The organism is Actinoplanes lobatus, from assembly GCF_014205215.1.
Taxonomy (GTDB): Bacteria; Actinomycetota; Actinomycetes; order Mycobacteriales; family Micromonosporaceae; genus Actinoplanes; species Actinoplanes lobatus.
In genome coordinates, this window is sequence record NZ_JACHNC010000001.1 from 4,101,914 (window position 1) to 4,119,562 (window position 17,649).

Genomic DNA, 17,649 nt, shown 5'->3' on the forward strand with positions numbered 1-17,649 from the left:
CGACCTTAACGGGCGGCCGACAGGATGGCGCGGTTTCGGCCGGCGGCCTTGGCGGCGTACAGGGCCTCGTCGGCGTCGTGCAGCAGCGCCTCCGGGTCGGGGTCGACGGCGACGGCGGCGCCGATCGAGACGGTCACCGACAGCAGCTCGCCGCCGACGTCGACGGGGAGGCCGGCCATCTCCTCGCGGAGGCGCTCGGCGAGGGCGTAGAGCTCGCCGGGGCCGGTGTGCGGGGCCAGCACCACGAACTCCTCACCGCCGTAGCGGGCGATCACACCGCCGGCCCGGCTGCCGGCGGCCAGGCGCCGGGCCACCTCACGCAGGACCTGGTCGCCGGCCGGATGCCCGTACCCGTCGTTGACCTTCTTGAAGTGGTCGACGTCGATGATCAGCAGGCCGACGCCGTGGCCGGCGCGGGCGGCCCGGCGGCACTCGACGGCCAGCGCCTGGGTGAAGTGCCGTCGGGTGTGCAGGCCGGTCAGGCCGTCCGTGACGGCGGCCCGCCGCTGGGCCGCGACCAGGCCGTACATCCGGGCGAGCACGAGCAGGAACATGACCGCGCAGGCCGCGCTGATCAGCGGCACGCTGACCGGTGTGCCGCGCAGCCACTGGATGAACTGGACGCCCGGCGCCATCAGCACGGCGATGGCGAGGACGCCGAGCCGGCCCGGTGACGCGTCCGGCAGGGCGGTGTCGCTGCGCTTGTCGAATCGGCGGATGCCGGGGTGCAGGGCGGCCATGCCGAGCAGCCCGAGCGAGATCATCCACATGGCGTCGAGGTACGCCTCGTCGACCGAGCTGCCGTCGGCGATGCCCTCCACCGCGTACGCCGTGTCCACGGCGAACATGAGGGTGAGGCTGCTGAGGATGAGCCAGAGCACCGGCCCACGGTTGCCGGTGCCCATCACCAGACGAATCGCCAGGATCAACACCATCAGATCCAGGACCGGGTACGCCGACTGGGTCAGTTTCGCGTTGAGCGGCAGCGCCGAGTCGGAGGTCAGCGGCTGGAGCACGTAGATCCAGACGAGTAGGCCGGCGCTGATCGCCACGACCAGGGCGTCGATGCCGCCCGGCAGGTCCCAGCCGGGGGTGCGGCGCCGGATGAACACCACCACGGCGGCGCAGAGCAGCAGGTAGGAGGCGAAGTACACGAGGTCGGCCGGGGTGGGCTCGAGGAAATCGCCGAGCCAGTCGTCGCGCACCGTCATTCCGTCCGCGACGGCGTACACCACCTGGGCCGCGGCCAGCAGGAACCAGCCGGCCCGGTGCGGTGGCCGGTGCCGGTGCGTACCGATCAGCACGGCGACCGGCGTGCCGGCGCTGACCAGCATGTACGGCGCGACGGTAACCAGGTAGGAGGTGCCTGTGGTCCCGAAGCCCACCCGCAGGGCGACACAGACCACCATCACACCGGCCCAGGTGAGTCCAGCCCAGAGTTCTCGTCGCACGTCAGGAAGGATCCGGTGCCGGAGTTGCTCACCGGGTGCGGATTCGGGGGACCTCTGGTGCCGGCGTCCCGGGCCTTACATGTTTGACATATGAGCGTGACAGTCTCAGTGTGATCGACTCCGAAAGATGAATTCGGATGATGGGGGTGGGGACGGACGTGTCGGAGCGGGTACGCCTCGCACAGGCCGATTCCGGTGAGCAGCCGTGGCGCGCGTGGGGGCCGTACCTCGCCGAACGCGCCTGGGGCACGGTTCGTGAGGACTACAGCGAGCACGGCACGGCGTGGGACTACTTCCCGCACGATCACGCGCGCTCCCGGGCGTACCGGTGGAACGAGGACGGCATGGCCGGGCTCTGCGACGACCGGCAGACGTTCGCCTTCGCGCTCGCGCTGTGGAACGGCCGGGACCCGATCCTGAAGGAGCGGATGTTCGGCCTCGGCGGGGACGGCGGCAACCACGGCGAGGACGCCAAGGACTACTGGTGGTACCAGGACTCCACATCCACCCACTCGTGGATGCGCTGGCGCTACCACTACCCGCAGGCCGAGTTCCCGTACGACGAGCTGGTCCGGGTGAACGGGCAGCGGTCACGCAACGAGGCCGAGTACGAGCTGGTCGACACCGGGATCTTCGACGAGGACCGGTTCTGGGCGGTCACCGTCGACTACGCGAAGGCCGGCACCCACGACGTCTGCATCGCGGTCACCGTCGCCAACCGTGGCCCGGAGCCGGCCACCCTGCACGTGCTGCCCACCCTGTGGTTCCGCAACACGTGGTCGTGGGGGCTGCCCAACCGCCAGATCCCGAAGATCATCGGTACGCCGGGGCGGCTGTCCGGACGGCACCGCTCACTCGGCCGCATCACCCTCGACGGGCAGGGCACGCCCCGGCCGCTGATGTGCGACAACGAGACGAACGCGCAGCGGCTGTGGGGGCGGCCGGGGCACAGCCCGTTCCCCAAGGACGGCATCAACGACCACCTGACGCTCGACATGCCGACGGTGAACCCGGCCGGGACCGGCACCAAGGGGGCGCTGCACTACCGGGTGACGCTGGGGGCGGGGGAGAGCCGTACCATCCGGCTCCGGCTCACCCAGAGCGACCGGGCGCTGCCGCCGGCCGACCTCGGCGACGGCTGGAGCGCGGTGATGCGCGACCGGCTGGCCGAGGCCGACGAGTTCTTCGCCGAGGTGCTGCCGGAGGCGGCCACCGGCGACGAGAAGGACGTGGCCCGGCAGGCCGTCGCCGGCCTGATGTGGGGCAAGCAGTTCTACCACTTCGACGTCAAGCAGTGGCTGCACGGCGACCCGGGCAACGCCCCACCGCCACCGGGCCGGCGCCACGGGCGCAACAACGGCTGGTGGCACATGAACAGCTTCGACGTCATCAGTATGCCGGACCCGTGGGAGTACCCCTGGTACGCCGCCTGGGACCTGGCGTTCCACTGTGTCAGCATCGCCCGCGTCGATCCGGGATTCGCCAAGTCCCAGCTCCTGCTGCTGCTCCGCGAGTGGTACATGCACCCGAACGGCCAGATCCCGGCGTACGAGTGGTCGTTCTCCGACGTGAACCCGCCGGTGCACGCCTGGGCCGCGTTGCAGGTCTTCAAGATCGACGGCGGGCGGGACTTCGGCTTCCTGTCCCGCGTGATGCACAAGCTGCTGCTCAACTTCACCTGGTGGGTCAACCGCAAGGACGTCGGCGGCAACAACCTCTTCGAGGGTGGCTTCCTCGGCCTGGACAACGTCGGGCCGTTCGACCGGTCGGCCGCGCTGCCGGTCGCCGGGGTGCTGGAGCAGTCCGACGGTACCGGCTGGATGGCCATGTACGCGCTCAACCTGCTCGACATGTCGATCATCCTGGCCCTGCACGACCGGGCCTACGAGGACATGGCCACCAAGTTCTTCGAGCACTTCACGTACATCGCGGAGGCGGCGTACCGGCAGGGGCTGTGGGACGAGGAGGACAGCTTCTTCTACGACGTGCTGCGCCTGCCGGACGGCCACCGGGTGCCGCTCAAGGCCCGCTCGATCGTCGGCCTGCTGCCGCTGGCCGCCACCACCCGGCTCACCTCGGAGACCCTCGGCCGGCTTCCGGAGATCAACGCACGGGTCCGGTGGATGCTGCATCACCAGGGAGAGTTCGGTGACGTGATCAGCGCCCGGCGCCTCGGCGGCGCCGACCGGCGCCGGCAGCGCCTGCTCAGCATGGTCGGTCAGGACCAGCTGCTGCGCATTCTCGCGCGCCTGCTCGATCCCGAGGAGTTCCTTTCCCCGTACGGGCTGCGCACCCTGTCCCGTGCCCACCTGGAGAAGCCGTTCACGGTGTCGCTGGGCGGCTCCGACTTCACCGTCGGCTACGAGCCGGCCGAAAGTACCAGCGGCCTGTTCGGCGGAAACTCCAACTGGCGCGGTCCGGTGTGGATGCCGGTCAACTACCTCCTGGTCCAGGCGCTGCGGGAGTTCGCCGAGTTCTACGGCGAGGACCTGAAAGCCGAGTACCCGACCGGCTCGCAGTGCAAGGCCGGGCTCACCGAGATCGCCGACGACCTGTCCCGCCGCCTGATCGGCCTGTTCGTGCCGGACGCCGAGGGTCGCCGCCCGATCTACGGCGCCACCGAGCTTTTCCAGACCCACCCGGACTGGAAGGACCTGGTCGCCTTCCCGGAGTACTTCAACGGCGACAACGGGGCCGGCCTGGGCGCCTGGCACCAGGCCGGCTGGACGGCCCTGGTCATCGACCTGATCTTCAACCTGCGGAGTGGCCCCGACCGGCCTTAGACGCACGAAGGGCCGGTGGCCCAAGGTGAGGCTCTCGATCTCCTTGGACCACCGACACCTTCTCGCTACCCGGGGAGGGCCGGGCTAACCACGTCGGACAGAAGCGGCGGCAGAAGTTCGCGGAGCACGTCGACGCCGTCGCGGCTGAGGACGGACTCGGGGTGGAACTGGACGCCCGCGAAGCCGGCGCCGCGCAGCGCGTGCACCGTGCGGTCGGAAGGGTCGACGGCCAGTTCGGCCGGCCCGTACGGCGACGCCGCCACCGGCTCGTCCGACACCGCCGAGAAGCTGGAGTAGAAGCCGACCCGCCGGACCGTCCCGAACAGGTCGACCTCCCGGGCCAGACCCTGGTAGGGCGAGTCCCGCCGGGCCAGCGACAGCCCCAGCAGCGAGGCCAGGATCTGCTGCCCGAGACAGACCGCGAACAGCGGCCGCCGCGCCTCGAGCGCCTCCCCGGCGAGCCGGTGCAGGGTCGCCATCTTGGGGTCGGCCAGGTTCGAGGGGTCGCCCGGGCCGGGACCGAACACCAGCAGGTCGCCCTCCGGCAGGGTGGTCACCGACGTCCACGGCAGCAGGGTGACCCGCAGGCCGAGGGCTTTGAGCTGGTGGGCGAGCATGGCGGTGAACGTGTCCTCGGCGTCGATGATCACCGCGTGCCGGCCGGCCAGTGACGGCACGGTCAGCGCGCCGGGCGCCCGGGAGTCGAGCCAGAACCGGGCCAGTTCGTCGTTGCGGGCGGCCAGCAGTTCGCGTACCTCCGGTGTCTGCGCCGTACCCCGTACCGGAAGGGGTTTTGACGGAACCGCGCCCAGCGCGGAGAGCAGGCCGGACGCCTTGGTGTGGGTCTCCGCGACCTCGCCCGCCGCTGTCGAATGGCGGACCAGCGTGGCACCGACCGGGACGCGCAGCGCGCCGTCGGGGGTGATCTCCGCGGTGCGGATGAGGATCGGCGCGTCCAGCGTCTGCCGGCCCTGCTCGTCGTGGTCGAGCAGGGCGAGCACGCCGGCGTAGTAGCGGCGGCCGCGGCGCTCGTGCCGGGCGATGACCCGGCAGGCGTTCTCGATCGGGCTGCCGGTGACGGTCGGCGCGAACATGGTCTCCCGCAGCACGTCCCGGACGTCCAGCGAACCGTGCCCGGCCAGGAGGTACTCGGTGTGGGTGAGGCGGGCCATCTCCTTGAGGTAGGGGCCGGCCACCTGGCCGCCGTGTTCGGCGACCGTGGCCATCATCTTGAGCTCCTCGTCGAGGACCATGTAGAGCTCCTCGATCTCCTTCGGGTCGCGCAGGAAGTCGAGCAGGCCCGGGTAGCCGCCGTCGTTGCGGTAGGTGCCGCTGATCGGGTTCATCATGGTGACCCCGTCGGTGACGCTGACGTGCCGTTCCGGGGTGGCGCCGACCAGGATCCGCTCCCCGGTGTCGACCAGGAACGTCCAGTAGGTGCCCTGTTCCCCGGTGAGCAGCCGGCCGAACGCGGCCCGCGCCGCGGCGAGCGGATCGCCCTCGACGGTGGCCTCGTAGACCCGGTGGATGACGAAGTTGGCGCCCTCGCCGTGCCCGATCTCGTCGCGCAGCACCTCCTCGACGATCCGGCCGTACTCGTCGTCGGACAGGTCGAAACCGCCGTCGCGCAGGGTCAGCGGACCGGGCGGGAACGCGTCCAGGGGCTCTCGGCTGGTCGAGCGGACCAGCAGGCACTCCAGCGGGGCGCCGTCGTCGACGCAGTCGAAACCGCGTTCGCCGATCTGCCGGTAGGGGATCACCGCCAGCACCGGTGTGCCGGGATGCAGCGGGATGTCGGCGAGCGTGGCGACGGTGACGACGTCCCCGGTCAGTACCTCGACGTGGTCGGCGCCGTCACGGTGGAGCAGGGCGAAGGGCATCGGGTCCTCTTTCGGTCGAGGACCGCCGGCCGAGGGCCGGCCCACGAAAAACGGCCGCCTCGGAGAGGCGGCCGCGGTGGTCACGCGCGGGAAAGGGGCCGCCGGTCAGGCGGGCCACCACATGGTCAATTTCGCGCGCATGCCGGGAAGCTTACGGCCGGGCGGCCGGTCGCGCCAGACCCGTCAGGCGTACGGCGTACGCCTGACGGGCCGGCACTCAGGCGGTGAAGGCGAGCCGGACGGCGTCCCGGGCCCAGTTCATCCGTCCGATGGCACAGTCCGGGTGCTCGCCGTACTCCTGGGCGACGATCTCGGCGCAGCCGGACTCGCCGAGCTGGTCGACCATGGTGGAAACGGCTGTCCGGATCACTTCCGGAGTCGGCTCCTGGGAGCGCTGCACGTATGAGGCGAAGAGCGCTTCACTCCGTACGTCGTCGATTACGGCGTTCATCGTTCCTCCCAGTCGTTCGAGTTGCGCGGTGGTTGCTCTCGGTACAGCACACCGGCCGCGGGATGCATTGCCGGTCGCACCCGGGTTGCGGGAAGGTTGCAGACCGAACTTCCGAGAACTGCCTACATACCAGCTTTTATCGGTATAGCGTCCGAGCGCAAATCGAAGATCGGGGGAGCCGCGTGACGACCGTCCTGGTGGCCGACGACGACGCCGACATCCGTGACCTGGTGGCTCTCAAGCTGGAGCAGGCCGGGCTGGAGGTGCTCGCGGTCGGCGACGGGCAGATGGCGGTGGAGACGGCACGGGCCCGGCACCCCACGCTGGCCGTGCTGGACGTGTCGATGCCGGGGCTCTCCGGCATCGACGTCTGCCGGATGCTGCGGGCGGATCCGGCGACCGCCGGCACGCTGATCATCATGCTCACCGCCCGGGTCCAGGAGCATGACGTGGAGGGCGGGTTCGGCGCCGGGGCCGACGACTACGTGACCAAGCCGTTCAGCCCGCGCGAGCTGGTCTCCCGGATCCAGGAGCTGCTCGCGCGGGCGGAACGTCAGTAGTTGGCCGCGGCCACCAGCTTCTCCAGGTCACCGGCGCTCAGCGGGCTGCCCGGGAACGAGGCCAGCCGCGCCAGCGGCAGGCTGGCCAGCATCATCAGCATCTCCGGGTTGGCGGTCATCGCCGACATCGGGCCGTCGCCCGCCGCCTCCGCGAACGCCGCGCCCAGCACCTCGGCGCCGCGCGGGTCGGCGAACCACTCGCCGACACTGGACTCGGTGGTCAACGGCACCCGGTCCGGGTCGCCGGCCACGTGCACGGTCACCGACGCCCGTACGTCCCGGGACGAGGCGCCCACCTCGATCAGGTACTCGCCGCCCTCGACGATCCACCGGCCCAGCCGGATGTCCCAGTAGGCCAGGTCGTCGCGGTCGACGGTCAGGACGACGTCGGCGGTGTCCCCGCCCTCGACCGGCACACTGGCGAACGCCTTCAGCTCCCGCGGCGCCCGCCGCACCCGCGAGCCGGGCAGGCTCACGTACACCTGCACCACCTCGCGCCCGTCGCGCGCGCCGGTGTTGGTCACCGGGACGCGGACCTCGACGCCGGTCGCCGTCGCGGTGGCGCGGGCCGCGCCGTAGCCGAAGGTGGTGTACGACAGCCCGAACCCGAACGGGTAGGCCACCTCCTGCCCGCGCGCGTCGAAGCCCCGGTACCCGACGTGCAGGCCCTCGCCGTACCGGACGTGGCCGTGCTCGCCCGGGAAGTCCAGGTGGGACGGGTGGTCGGCGAGCTTCACCGGGATCGTCTCGGCGAGCCGGCCGGACGGGTTGACCCGCCCGAACAGCACGTCGGCGACGGCGCTGCCGCCGGCCTGACCGAGCAGCCAGCCCTCGACCAGGGCGGGCACCTTCTCGTCCCACGGCCGGGTGGCGAGGACCGCGCCGTTGGAGAGCACCACGACGGTCCGCGGGTTGGCCGCCGCCACCCGCTCGATCAGGGCCACCTGGGTGGCCGGCAGGTCGATCGAGGTGCGGTCGGCGCCTTCGGTCTCGTGGACGCTGCCGGCGAAGACGATCGCCACGTCGGCGGCCTTCGCGACCGCCACGGCCTCGGCCAGCAGACCCTCGTCCGCGTCACCCCGCACGGTGTAGCCGGCCGCGAACCGCACCTCGCCACCGGCCGCCGCGGTGATCTCGGTGAGCGCGTCGTCGAGCCGGGTCGGCGTGATCTGCGAGCTGCCGCCGCCCTGGTAGCGCGGGGTCCGCGCGAACTCGCCGATCACCGCGAGCGTCGACGAGGAGCCGAGCGGCAGCAGGTCACCCTCGTTCTTCAGCAGGACGATCGCCCGTCCGGCGATCTCCCGGGCCAGCGCGTGGTGCGCTTCGGCGTCATAGCCGCCGGCCGGTCGCTTCCCGGCCTTCACGATCATTTCCCGTACGCGCTCCGCGCTCTGCCGCAGCAGAGCCGGGTCGAGGTCGCCGGACCCGACGGCCGCGACCAGAGCGGCGTCGCCGTCCGCGTCCGGCCCGGGCATGGTCAGGTCGAGCCCGGCCGCGACCGCCTTCACCCGGTCCACCACGGCGCCCCAGTCCGACACGACCAGGCCCTCGAAGCCCCACTCGCCGCGCAGCACCTCGGTGAGCAGCCAGTGGTGCTCGCTCGCGTACACCCCGTTGACCCGGTTGTAGGCGCACATCACGGTCCACGGCTGGGCCCGGGTGACCACCCGCTGGAAGGCCCGCAGGTACATCTCCCGCAGCGTGCGCTCGTCGACGTCGGCGCTGATCCGCATCCGTTCGGTCTCCTGGCTGTTCACCGCGAAGTGCTTCAGCGACGCGCCGACGCCCCGGCTCTGGAGGCCGCGCACCCATTCGGTGGCCAGCATCCCGGTCAGGATCGGGTCCTCGGAGAAGTACTCGAAGTTGCGGCCGCCCAGCGGGGTGCGCTTCAGGTTGACGCCCGGCCCGAGCAGCACCGCCACGTCCTGCGCCCGGCACTCGTCGCCGAGCGCCTCGCCCATCCGGCGCAGCAGCTCCGGATCCCAGGTGGAGGCGCTGGCCACGGCCGGCGGGAAGCAGGTGGCGGGCACCCCGGCCAGCAGGTCACCGCCGGTCGCCTGCATGCGCACCCCGTGCGGGCCATCGGTGACGGTCACCGCGGGGAGGCCCGCCGACTCGACCGGCGAGGTGTGCCAGAAGTCGCCGCCGCTGGTGATCGCCGCCTGTTCCGAGGTGCTGAGGTCCATCGCCGCCCACCTTACTGAGTACCTACTAGGTATTAACTGACCCGTAACATAGCCAGGTCAGAGGCGGTCCGGCAAGAGGTTGCTGATAGGAAAGAGCAGTGCAGACCTCCCCACAGTTCCGGCGCGACCGCGCCCGGTTACCAGCCGCCGAGCGGCGCCGGCAGATCCTCGAGATGACCACGAGGCTGATCGCCGAGCGTGGCTTCTGGGGGCTGTCCATGCAGGACGTGGCCGACGGCTGCGGCCTCACCGTGCCCGGCATGCTGCACCACGTCGGCTCCAAGGACAGCCTGCTCGTGGCCGTTCTGGAATACCGCGACGAGGAGGACGCCCGCTCCCTCGCCGAAAAGCTCGGCCTGCCCGTACACCAGCTCTGGGCCGAGGAACCGCGCCGCGTCACCCTGCCCGAGGTCTGCTCGGCGCTGGTCCGCCGCAACGCCGAACAGCCCGAGATCGTCCGGCTCTTCGCGGTGCTGGAGGCCGAGTCACTGGCCCCCGGCCACCCGGCGCACGGCTACTTCAAGGCCCGGCAGCGGCGCACGCTGGACCAGTTCGCCGCCCTGGCCGAGGGCGACGTGCCCGGCCCGCGCGAACTGGCCATCCAGGTGGTCGCCCTGATGGACGGCCTCCAGATCCAGTGGCTGCGCGAGCCGGAGACGATCGACCTGGTCACCGCGTGGGACGCGGCGGCGGCCCGCCTGTTCAGGCCTTAGGGTCCGGTGCTCCGAGCCAGGAGCGGACCTCGGCGCACTCCTCCTCGGTCAGCGCGATCGCGGCCGCCTCGGCCCGGTTCAGCACGTTGTCCGCGAACGCCGTCGCGACCTCCTCGGCGTTCGGCGGCGGCGTCCGGTAGAGCGGGGCGCCGCCGAACGCGGTCCCCCGGGTGACGAACGCGATCGCCGACCGGCTCACGTCCACCCCCTGCTCGGCCAGCGCGTCCCGGGCCCAGCGGGTCGCCTCGGTGAGGTTGAAATGGTGGCCGGCGGCGTAGTCGGCCAGCGCCTGGTAGACCGGCGGCCACATGTCCCGCGGCAGCCGCGGCAGGCCGAGCGGGGCGCTCAGCCGGACCACCGGCTCCGGCGCGGAACCGGCCCCGCCCGCGGTCTCCGGCGGCCCGTGCCGGCTGTCGTCCCACACGAAATGGTTGGAGAACTTGGCGTGCGGCAGCCGCAGGCTCTCCAGCGCCCGGACGAACCCGCCGAACCCGAACCAGTTCGACTCGTCCACCCCGGTGCCCAGCTGACGGCGCAGGTCGTGGGCGAGCGAGGCCAGGTTGAGCGGGCCCGGCGCCGCCGTGAACCGCCAGGTGACCAGGTCCCGGAACTGGCCGAAGGAGGCCGGCGGCTCGGGTTCGCCGGACGCCGTCACCACCACCGGCTGCTCCTCGCTCTCCACCGGCTCGCCCTGCACCAGCTCCAGCAGCTCCTGGCTGGTGATCAGCCGGTCGGCCACCGAGGTGAAGGCGAGCGCGGCGTCGGCCGGGGAGACGATCGTGGTCCGCCGGTCGGCCCGCCGCAGCCGCACCAGCAGCGGTGTCATGTCCGAGTCGCCGGACGCGATCACGAACTCGTCGTGCTGCACCGGATCGCCGAGCGCGTCCACCGCGTCGACCACCATCCGGATGTCGGCCGCGTTCTTCGTGTGGGTCAGCCGCGGGCAGTCGATCACCTCGAAGCCGGCGTTCACGAAGTACGGCCGGAAGCGCGAGTAGTAGAGCCGCTGCGTCCCGGCGGACGGATCGGGATGCGGCACCCAGCCGCCCGGATTCATGTAGCACCGCAGGATGAGCCAACGGCGTGGACCGTCCACGGTCAACGACGTGGTCAACCGGGACAGCCAGGCGCCCGGCTCCTCGGCGAACTGGATGGCGACATCCGGGTCCTGCCTGATGAGGGCGCTGAACACGTTGTCGAAGTCCAGATACAGTGCAGCGCGTACGCGAGCCATGACCGAAACCTACCCCGCGTCGCACAACACGGGCGTCAGGGCTGCCCCGGAAGACGGTTGACTCCGATCGAAGCCTTGACGATCGGAGCACACCGTTGCAGCTCGCCCAGGTCCTCGACGTGATCGAGGCGCTGTTCCGGGCCGCCGCCCACCCGGAGATCGAGGCGGTGGAGCGCTTCGGCGCGGGCACCGCACCCGGCGGCCCGTCCCCGGCCGGCGTCCGCATCCGGTACGGCGACGGCGCGCTCGCGTACCTCTGGGGTGCGATCTGGCCGCAGGAGACCGACCTGCCGGTGCCGGAGGTGCTGCCGCCACCCGCGGGCCGCCGGCCGGACCGGGTGGTGGTGCTCGCCGTGATGCTGCTCGACGCCGCCCGCCCGGCCGCCTTCCGCTCCTGGCAGCTCGTCGCGCTGGCCGACCTCGGCCCCGGTGGGGAACGCGGGAAGGCGCCGCGCGGCGTGCGGATCGTCTGCGCCGACGGCACCTCGCTGCTGCTGCGGGCCACCGCGGCCGGCGGCCCGGACCGGGCCGCCGAGCAGGAGCCGTATCCGGACTACCGGATCCCCGCCGGCCTCGGTGCGGCCCTCAGCGCGGGCCTTCCGACCGGCGTCAGCGCGGGCCTCCCCGCAGGCCTTCCCGCCGGCGTCAGCGCAGGCTGAACACCTCGCCGCGCGGAGTGAACGGCAGGCGGGCGCCGCGCGGCATGAGGTACGCGTGCGGCCGCCGGATCCGCAGCACGTCGCACTCGCCGTCGGTGATCACCAGGATCGGCCCCTCCCGGGGGAAGTCGTCCGCGCGTTCCAGCAGGTCGATCGCCGGCTGGAGGCGGGTGCCGCCACGGCCGCGCACCCGCACCCGGCCGGCGATGTCGTCGACCGGCAGATAACCGGCGTCGTACGCGGCCGCGTCGCAGAACACCACCCGGGCGGCCGGCACGTCCCGGGCGGTGGCGTACGACGCGATCGCCCCCAGCGCCCTGCCCATCAGCTGATGGCTCATCGAACCGGAGGTGTCCACCACCACGCCGAACGTCTGCCGCCGGACCAGTTCCTCCGGGTAGTGGCGGCCGGGGCGCGGGATGTCCGGGGTCGCCGACTGGCGGCGGGACGGGCGGGCGTAACTCCGGACCGGCTCCACCAGCGGCACGTGCTCGTCGAACCAGCGGGCCAGCCGCACGTCCCACGGGAGCGGCGGCTGCTCCAGCACCCGGATCTCGGCGACCAGCCCGGCCGGCAGATCCCCACGGCCACCACCCCGGTGGTACGCGAACCCGGTCAGCAGCGCGCGGCGGCAGTACTCGTCCAGGTCCACTCCACCGGCCCGGCGGCCGGCCCACGGCAGCGCCTCGCCCAGCATGTCCCCGGCGCCCTGCCCGCGCAGCGTCGCCAGTTTCCGCATCCGGCGCAGGTCACCGGCGATCCGGTCGTACACGTGCTCGGCCGAGGCCCCGGCGAACTCCGGATCGTGCAGTGTCCCGTCCGGCATCACCCCGACCCCCATCTCCACGAGCCAGCCGTTGATCACGAAGTCGCAGGCCACGTTCCACAGGTACGGGTCCCGGCCGCCCACCCGGTCGGCGTGCCGCAACGCGACGTGCAGCAGCTCGTGGGCCAGCACGAACCGCCACTCCTCCTCGCTCAGCGACCGCCACGGGTTCACGTAGATCTCGCCCGCCTCGGCCGACACCGCCGCGATCGCGATGCCCTGGCTCTGCGCCAGCACGCCGTCGGCGACCAGCGTGAACCCGGCCGCCACCCCGCCGAGCAGCGGGTACGACCCGACGAACCAGCTCATCGCCCGCTGTGCCGGGCCCCGGTGGGGAGCCCGTTCGGTGATCGACCCGCGGGCGCCGCCGGCCACCTCCACCCCGGCCATGGCGGCCGCCGACAGGCCCGACGCGAACCGCTCCGGCCAGGACGGCTCCGCCCCCGGCCGGAACCGGACCGGGGCGGGATCCAGGTCCGGGGGACCGGCGAGCCCGTCCGGCACCCCCTCCCGGCGCCAGCGGGCCGCCAGCGTGGCCTCCTCCGCCGTCGGCAGCAGCTGCGGCAGCGGGTCCGGCTCGCGGCCCAGCTTCACGGCCCGCTGGAACCGGGTCACCGCCACGCAGGCCGCCGCCCGGAACGCGGCGTCGTGCTCGACCGCCGGATCGAAGTGGTCGAAACCCAGGTGCAGCAGGCAGTGCGCGAGCACCCAGCGCCACTCCGCCTCGTCGAGGCGGCGGGCCCGGCTCGCCGTGATCCGGCCGTCCATGGTGACCCGGGCGCTTCCCGGGACCGGCGCGGCGACCAGCGTCAGCGACGCGTCCGGACGGGGGTGGCCTCGCTCGCGGGTCATCGGCGCGAACAGCGGGTGCTCGCACAGCTCCCGCCACGCGGCGTGACAGGCGAGCGTGTTCGGATCGGTCTCCGTCGGCTGCGGTGCGCGGACCATGGCTACGCGCGGGCCGCGACCAGGCGCGGCAGGTCGCGGCTCACCTCGACGAGGAACCAGCCGGGCAGCACCGGGCCGCCGTCGGCGTCCGGCGCGATCACCAGGCGGCCGCACTCCAGCGACAGCTCGGCCAGCTCGACAAGCATCGCCTTGGCCCGGTGCGCGAACTGGCGCACATTGGCGGACACGTGCGTCTTGTTGGCCGGCAGGTCCTTGATCAACCGGGCCCGGAACGCCTCGGCGAGGAAGTAGAGCAGGTCCCGGTCGGACGGCGCGGACGGCCATCCGACATCGCCGCGGACGATCGCGTCCAGCCCGTACCGATGCTTGATGATCTTGACGTATCCGCCGAAGGCGGTGGCGTGCGCCGGGCTGAGCGTGCCCGCCGCGAGCAGGGTGAGCATCTCCTCGCCGATGCCGTCGCCGTAGGAGTGCAGGGCGTCGGAGAGCATGTGCCAGCTGCGCGGGGTGGAGAACGCCTCCTCCACCTTGGGCGGGGCGGACCACAGGTGATCCGGGCGCTCGGTCAGATAGCCGGTCACCCACGGGTGGATGCCCGCGCCCGTCGCCCACCGGTGCCAGTCCGTCCAGGAAGCCCGCAGATGTACGTGGATCAGACGGTTGACCAGCGCCGACGCCATCGGGCGGGCCAGCGCGTTGTCGCTCGAACGGTTGCCCGCGCCGATCACGATCGACCCGGCCGGCAGCTCGAAGTCGCCGATCCGGCGGTCCAGGATCAGCGAGTAGAACGCCTTCTGCACCTCCGGGCTCGACGCGTTCAGCTCGTCCAGGAACAGACAGTACGGCTGGTCGCGGGCGATCGACTCGGGCGGCGCGAACCGGCTGCGCCCGTCCCGCAGCTCCGGCACACCGATCAGGTCCTCGGCGGCCAACTGGGTGCCGACCAGGGTGACGCACTCCAGGCCCAGCGCGGCCGCGAAGTCACGGACCAGCGAGCTCTTGCCGATCCCGGGCGCGCCCCACAGGAAGACCGGCCGCACGACGGCCACGTGGAGCAGCAGGCCGGGCAGCTGGGCGGGAGTGACCGTGATCGCGGAGTGCATGGCGGACAGTCTGGCCCGGCCGGACCCGGCCGGGCACGCGAATTACGAGCCGCTCATCGAAGCCCCGACGCCGTTGCCGGTGCTCAGATAGTCGGTGCCGGGCAGCTTCGCGGCCGCCGTCCGGGCGCCCTCGGCGGCCGCCGGATCCACCGACCGGAACGTCGCCTCGGAGAAACCGGACACCTGCCAGCTGTTGCCGGTCGGCTTGGCGGTCGCCGACAGCGCCTGCTCGCCCCGGTCGTTGCCGATCGCCGCGTTGTTGCGCAGCACGGCCGCGGCGGTGGACATCGAAAAGCCCAGCCCGGTGTTCCGGAACGCGGTGTTGTTGCCCAGCTCGATCGCCCCGGTGTTGCCCTCGTCGACGAAGCCGTGACCGTCGTTGCCCCAGGCGGCGTTGTGCCGGACCTGGTGCGCCGCGCTCACCGCCGGGGTGCCGCCGCCCACCGCGAAACCGTTCGCCCCATTGGCGTACGACCAGTTGTACTGCACCGACACCCGGCTGCCGAACGCCCCCAGGTTGATCCCGTCGCCACCGTTGCGGAACGACCGGTTGCCGCGCAGCTGGTTGCCGTCGCCGTCGCCGAACTGCACCGCCAGCCCGGAACCCCGGTTCGCGGAGAAGTCGCTGTCCAGCACCTGGTTCGCGGCCGTCCCGGCGTCCCGCAGCATCATCCCGGTGCCGGCGTTGTCGTGCACCGACAGGCGCAGGTAGACGTTGTTCGTGCAGGACCGGCAGGTGTAGGCGGCGTCCCGCGCGCCGGTGATCTCCAGGTCCCGCATCGTCCAGTACGACGACTGCTGGGTGATCGCCCACTGGCCGGCCGGGATCGCCGAGGCGTCGATGACGGCCCGCTCGCCGGCGTACCCGCTGATCGTCACCCGCTTCTCCGCGGTGCCGCTCGTGCTGATCGATATCGGGCTCGTCGGGCGGTGGACGCCGCCGCGCAACGCGATCGTCCAACCCGGCTTCACCACCGCCACGGCCTTCGCGATCGAGGCGTACGGGCGGGCCAGGCTGCCGTCGCCGTCGTCCGATCCGCCCGGCGCCACATAGATGTCCGCCTTCGGCACACCCAGCCCCGCGACCGGCCGCGTGGTGGCGGTCGCGCCGGCCGTGGCCGACGGCGCTTTCGAGCCGGCCGTGGCGGCGGGCCGCGACGGGGTGGTCGCCGCCGGGCCGGCGGTGACGGTCAGCGACGGGCCGATGGCGGCGGGCTTCTCCGGCTCGTAGACCACGGCGTACGTCAGACCGCCCCCGACCGCGACGGTGGCCGCCACCGCGGCCGCCGCCAGGCTCTTGTGCGAGGCCAGCGACTGCACGTGGGCGACCAGCGAGAAACCGGACAGCGCGGACGGCGCGACCGCCGCGCCACCCGTCGCCGCGGCCTGGATCCCGGCCCACAGCGCCACCGGCACCGGCAGCGCCGCGATGCCCAGCAGCAACCGCTCCGGCGAGACCATTCCGCTCTGGTGGACGCGGCACTTCGGGCAGTCCCGTACGTGCCGGGCCAGGCGCTTGCGCCACACCGAATCGGCGCTGCCGTCCCAGAACCGGATCGTCTGCTGCAACTCCGGGCAGATCGGCTTCGCACGCAGCGCGCGGACCACCCCGCGGGAAAGGTCGAGCTGCGCCTTCATCCGCTGCACCTTCACCGCGGCGTGCTTCGGGTTCAGCTCCAGGGCGGCCGCCAGCTCGGCCCGGGTCAGGTCGCCGCGGGCCTCCTGCCACCACAGCCCCAGCAGCTCCCGGTCCCGGTCCTCCAGCCAGCGGGTCGCCTCCGCCAGCTCCCGCCGCTGCTCGGCCACCACCAGCTCGGCGGTGGCGCGCTCGGCGAAATCGCCGACCGGGTCCGGCACGTCCACCGGCTCCGGATGGCGGCGCCTCAGAGTCATCTTGCGGGAGCGCAGATGCATCTGGACACGGCGGTACGCGATCGCCACCAGCCATGATCTGAAACGGTCGGGATCGCGGAGGGATCCGAGCCCGTTGATGGCCTGGAGCATGGTGTCCTGCACCAGATCATCGACATCCGGATGCCCGTTCAGCGCCCGGCCGATGATGTTGTAGATCAGCGAAAGGTGACCGGTGATCAGCTGGTCACGGGAGGCGGCACGGCCCCGCTGGGCATCACGAACCAGGGCCGCGATGTCCTGGGCGAACGCGGTATGACTCTCCGTCACCGTCCCGCTTCCTTCGTCGAAGTGGCCCTCCGAAGACCTTCAAATATCGAAGCCTGTGGCTGCCGTCGGCCGGGTTCGTGCCTGCTAGCTGCAACAATGTTCGTCGATTCGTAATCGAGCCGTATCGTGGCACAGCTTTTCGGAACCTGTAAAGCTCGGTCCCGCGAGTTTTGGTACCGCTCCCATGCTGGGGCATCTACTCTCCGCCACCTTCCCCCGAAGCCGGCAGACAGGAGATCCCCATGCCCGGCGCCCGCTCCCCGCGGCACTCGCCGTGGCAGCACCCGGCGGCGCGATCACGTCCCGCCGCCCGCCGCGGCCACCGCTCACCGCGGCCACCGCTCACCGCGGCCACCGCTCACCGCGGCCACGTCCCGCCGCCCGCCACGTCCCGCCGCCCGCCGCGGCCACCGCCCACTGCGGCCGCTGCCCACCGCCCGCCGCGGCCGCTGCCCCACTGCGCCGCCGCCCCGCCCTCCCTGTCGTCCCCCGTCGTCCCTCCGTCCCCGTACCCCGCGTCCCCGTCGTCTCCCGCGGCCGCTGCCCACTGCGGCCGCCGTCCCCGTCGTCCCCGCTGTACCGCCGTACCGATGCCGCCGCCGTACCGCGGCCGCCACACCGCCCCGCCGCGGCTGCCGCCGTACCGCGGCCACCGCCTCCACCTCGGCTACGGCCTTCACCGCCGGAAGCCCTTACCCGTTCGGCCGTATCCC

12 protein-coding genes are annotated in these 17,649 nt (G+C 72.3%); 4 read left to right on the top strand and 8 right to left on the bottom strand.

Going from position 1 to position 17,649, the window contains the following annotated elements; all coding sequences use genetic code 11:
• Positions 1-5 precede the first annotated feature (5 nt).
• Entirely contained in the window at positions 6-1,451 is a 1,446-nt protein-coding gene (locus BJ964_RS19215) for a GGDEF domain-containing protein (RefSeq protein ID WP_229807010.1), read from the bottom strand.
• A 146-nt stretch (positions 1,452-1,597) separates the two neighbouring features.
• On the opposite strand from BJ964_RS19215, the gene BJ964_RS19220 reads away from it, so the two are divergent.
• Positions 1,598-4,234, top strand: coding sequence for an MGH1-like glycoside hydrolase domain-containing protein (locus BJ964_RS19220; protein WP_229807011.1), 2,637 nt, complete (start codon positions 1,598-1,600; stop codon positions 4,232-4,234).
• 65 nt (positions 4,235-4,299) lie between these two features.
• Here BJ964_RS19220 and BJ964_RS19225 read toward each other — a convergent pair whose 3' ends face one another.
• Both BJ964_RS19225 and BJ964_RS19230 read right to left on the bottom strand, forming a co-directional pair.
• Positions 4,300-6,114: an anthranilate synthase family protein gene (locus BJ964_RS19225; RefSeq protein ID WP_188121940.1), complete on the bottom strand. Its 1,815-nt coding sequence runs from the start codon at positions 6,112-6,114 to the stop codon at positions 4,300-4,302.
• A gap of 217 nt (positions 6,115-6,331) precedes the next feature.
• The gene (locus BJ964_RS19230) at positions 6,332-6,565 is read right to left on the bottom strand and encodes a hypothetical protein (RefSeq protein WP_188121941.1); all 234 of its coding nucleotides are present in this window, start codon (positions 6,563-6,565) and stop codon (positions 6,332-6,334) included.
• A gap of 182 nt (positions 6,566-6,747) precedes the next feature.
• Between BJ964_RS19230 and BJ964_RS19235 the strand changes: the two genes are divergently transcribed.
• Complete coding sequence (locus BJ964_RS19235; RefSeq protein ID WP_188121942.1) at positions 6,748-7,125, top strand: response regulator transcription factor; 378 nt, start codon at positions 6,748-6,750, stop codon at positions 7,123-7,125.
• Here BJ964_RS19235 and BJ964_RS19240 read toward each other — a convergent pair.
• Entirely contained in the window at positions 7,119-9,311 is a 2,193-nt protein-coding gene (locus BJ964_RS19240; protein ID WP_188121943.1) for a glycoside hydrolase family 3 C-terminal domain-containing protein, read from the bottom strand. The genes BJ964_RS19235 and BJ964_RS19240 overlap by 7 nt on opposite strands.
• A gap of 173 nt (positions 9,312-9,484) precedes the next feature.
• Here BJ964_RS19240 and BJ964_RS19245 point away from each other — a divergent pair, with 173 nt between their 5' ends.
• Entirely contained in the window at positions 9,485-10,024 is a 540-nt protein-coding gene (locus BJ964_RS19245; protein WP_188121944.1) for a TetR/AcrR family transcriptional regulator, read from the top strand.
• On the opposite strand, the gene BJ964_RS19250 is transcribed toward BJ964_RS19245, so the two are convergent.
• Positions 10,014-11,258 carry an NYN domain-containing protein gene (locus BJ964_RS19250; protein WP_188121945.1) on the bottom strand — a complete coding sequence of 415 codons (1,245 nt, stop codon included), beginning with the start codon at positions 11,256-11,258 and terminating at the stop codon, positions 10,014-10,016. The genes BJ964_RS19245 and BJ964_RS19250 overlap by 11 nt on opposite strands.
• Before the next feature lie 95 nt (positions 11,259-11,353).
• Here BJ964_RS19250 and BJ964_RS19255 point away from each other — a divergent pair, with 95 nt between their 5' ends.
• Positions 11,354-11,917 carry a hypothetical protein gene (locus BJ964_RS19255; protein ID WP_188121946.1) on the top strand — a complete coding sequence of 188 codons (564 nt, stop codon included), beginning with the start codon at positions 11,354-11,356 and terminating at the stop codon, positions 11,915-11,917.
• On the opposite strand, the gene BJ964_RS19260 is transcribed toward BJ964_RS19255, so the two are convergent.
• Genes BJ964_RS19260 through BJ964_RS19270 form a run of 3 tightly spaced genes read right to left on the bottom strand, consistent with a single transcriptional unit; the run spans position 11,904 to position 16,936 of the window.
• On the bottom strand, positions 11,904-13,691 hold the full coding sequence (locus BJ964_RS19260) for a vWA domain-containing protein (protein WP_188121947.1): 1,788 nt from the start codon (positions 13,689-13,691) through the stop codon (positions 11,904-11,906). The two genes, BJ964_RS19255 and BJ964_RS19260, sit on opposite strands and share 14 nt — an antisense overlap.
• Before the next feature lie 2 nt (positions 13,692-13,693).
• Positions 13,694-14,755: an AAA family ATPase gene (locus BJ964_RS19265; protein ID WP_188121948.1), complete on the bottom strand. Its 1,062-nt coding sequence runs from the start codon at positions 14,753-14,755 to the stop codon at positions 13,694-13,696.
• A 42-nt stretch (positions 14,756-14,797) separates the two neighbouring features.
• Complete coding sequence (locus tag BJ964_RS19270) at positions 14,798-16,936, bottom strand: sigma-70 family RNA polymerase sigma factor (RefSeq protein ID WP_188121949.1); 2,139 nt, start codon at positions 16,934-16,936, stop codon at positions 14,798-14,800.
• Positions 16,937-17,649: the final 713 nt, after the last annotated feature.